2 protein-coding genes are annotated in these 1,377 nt (G+C 35.7%); both read right to left on the minus strand.

The features are described from left to right. Nucleotides 1-216 precede the first annotated feature (216 nt). Nucleotides 217-723, minus strand: coding sequence for an ExbD/TolR family protein (locus tag MW688_RS18705; RefSeq protein ID WP_486737529.1), 507 nt, complete (start codon nucleotides 721-723; stop codon nucleotides 217-219). Nucleotides 724-738: 15 nt separating this feature from the next. Continuing rightward, a complete protein-coding gene (gene pflA / locus MW688_RS18710; RefSeq protein WP_486737530.1) occupies nucleotides 739-1,341 on the minus strand; it encodes a pyruvate formate-lyase-activating protein in 603 nt (200 codons plus the stop codon). Nucleotides 1,342-1,377 lie beyond the last annotated feature (36 nt).

The raw sequence follows: 1,377 nt of genomic DNA on the forward strand, positions 1-1,377 counted from the left end.
TTCTCTATAATCTTTGTATCCTAGAGGTTTAACATCAATTCTTTTACTCATTACTTCAAGACTTATTACTTCAAAACTCAACCCTCACCAGTAAATGAGTGATAAAGATGCAAGATCTGATGTGCCTCCTGCCTCAAAAGGATAACCTCTGTACCTCACCAGTATGAGAATTGCTATATATTAATCCGAATAGGATTTGATATTAGTTCCCTAGTGTCAGGGATTAGGGGATATATTTACTTCAGGAAGAGGGACAGTAGGCAGATTAGGATCCCCCTCTAAAGGTAAAGTAGCTAAAGCCACGCGATCTCCCCCGTAACTCCGCAGTAAATCTAGTAATTCAATCACTTCGTTGTAACGTACATCTTTAGAAGCATTGAGAACTACCAAGCCCCGAGGATTAACTAAATAGTAGTTCTCTAAAATTTCTCCTAGCTTCTCATAAGTCACAAACTGTTCTTCTACATAAACTTGACCTATACTATCTAAACTCACCACCATCATCTCTTCCATTTGAGTTTGTCCGGTACGGGCATTTGGCAAATCAAGATTAATCGCCTGTTGTCGAGAAAAACTTACTGCCGCCAAAATAAAAAAGGTTAAGATGCAAAAAATCACATCAATCAGGGGCAAAATTTCTAGGCGAACTTCTTGTTCTTTGCCTTGGTCTTGCCATAGTTGCAGAGGACGTACGAGTATACGAGGATTATATTTTTTTTTCACTTCTCAAGATCAATTTCAGTGAATTGTTAAACCGTAACTTTGGAAAATATTAGTAACTTTGGTAATTAATTCAGGAGTAGGCGGTTCAGTATCTTTTAATTGGTAATCATAGCCTAGTTGTTCCCATTTATATTCGCCCATCTTGTGAAATGGTAAAACTTCTACTTTTTCTATATTATCAAATTGAGAAATAAATTCAGCCAATCCTTCCACATTACTAACGGGGTCGGTTAAATTAGGTACTAAAACAAATCTAATCCAAGTTGGTTTCTTAATTTCGTTTAGATAACGAGCAAAATCTAAGGTAGGTTCTAAAGAAACATGAGTAACTTTTTTATATATCTTACGGTCAAAAGATTTAATATCAAGTAAGACTAAATCTGCATACTCTAAAACTGGTTTAGCTAGATTGACATTCACATAACCAGAAGTATCTAAAGCTGTATGAATATTTAATTCTCGACATTTTTGCAAGATTCCTTGGACAAATTGCGGCTGCATCAAGGGTTCACCACCTGTAACAGTAACACCGCCTCTGGAAAACTGGAAATAAGAACGATATTTTTTGATATCGTTAATTAATTCAGTTACCGTTACCTCTTTACCGCTTCTAAAAATCTACTCAAATTTACTCAAACAGCAAAATAAGACAGA

The organism is Johannesbaptistia floridana (genome assembly GCF_057440575.1).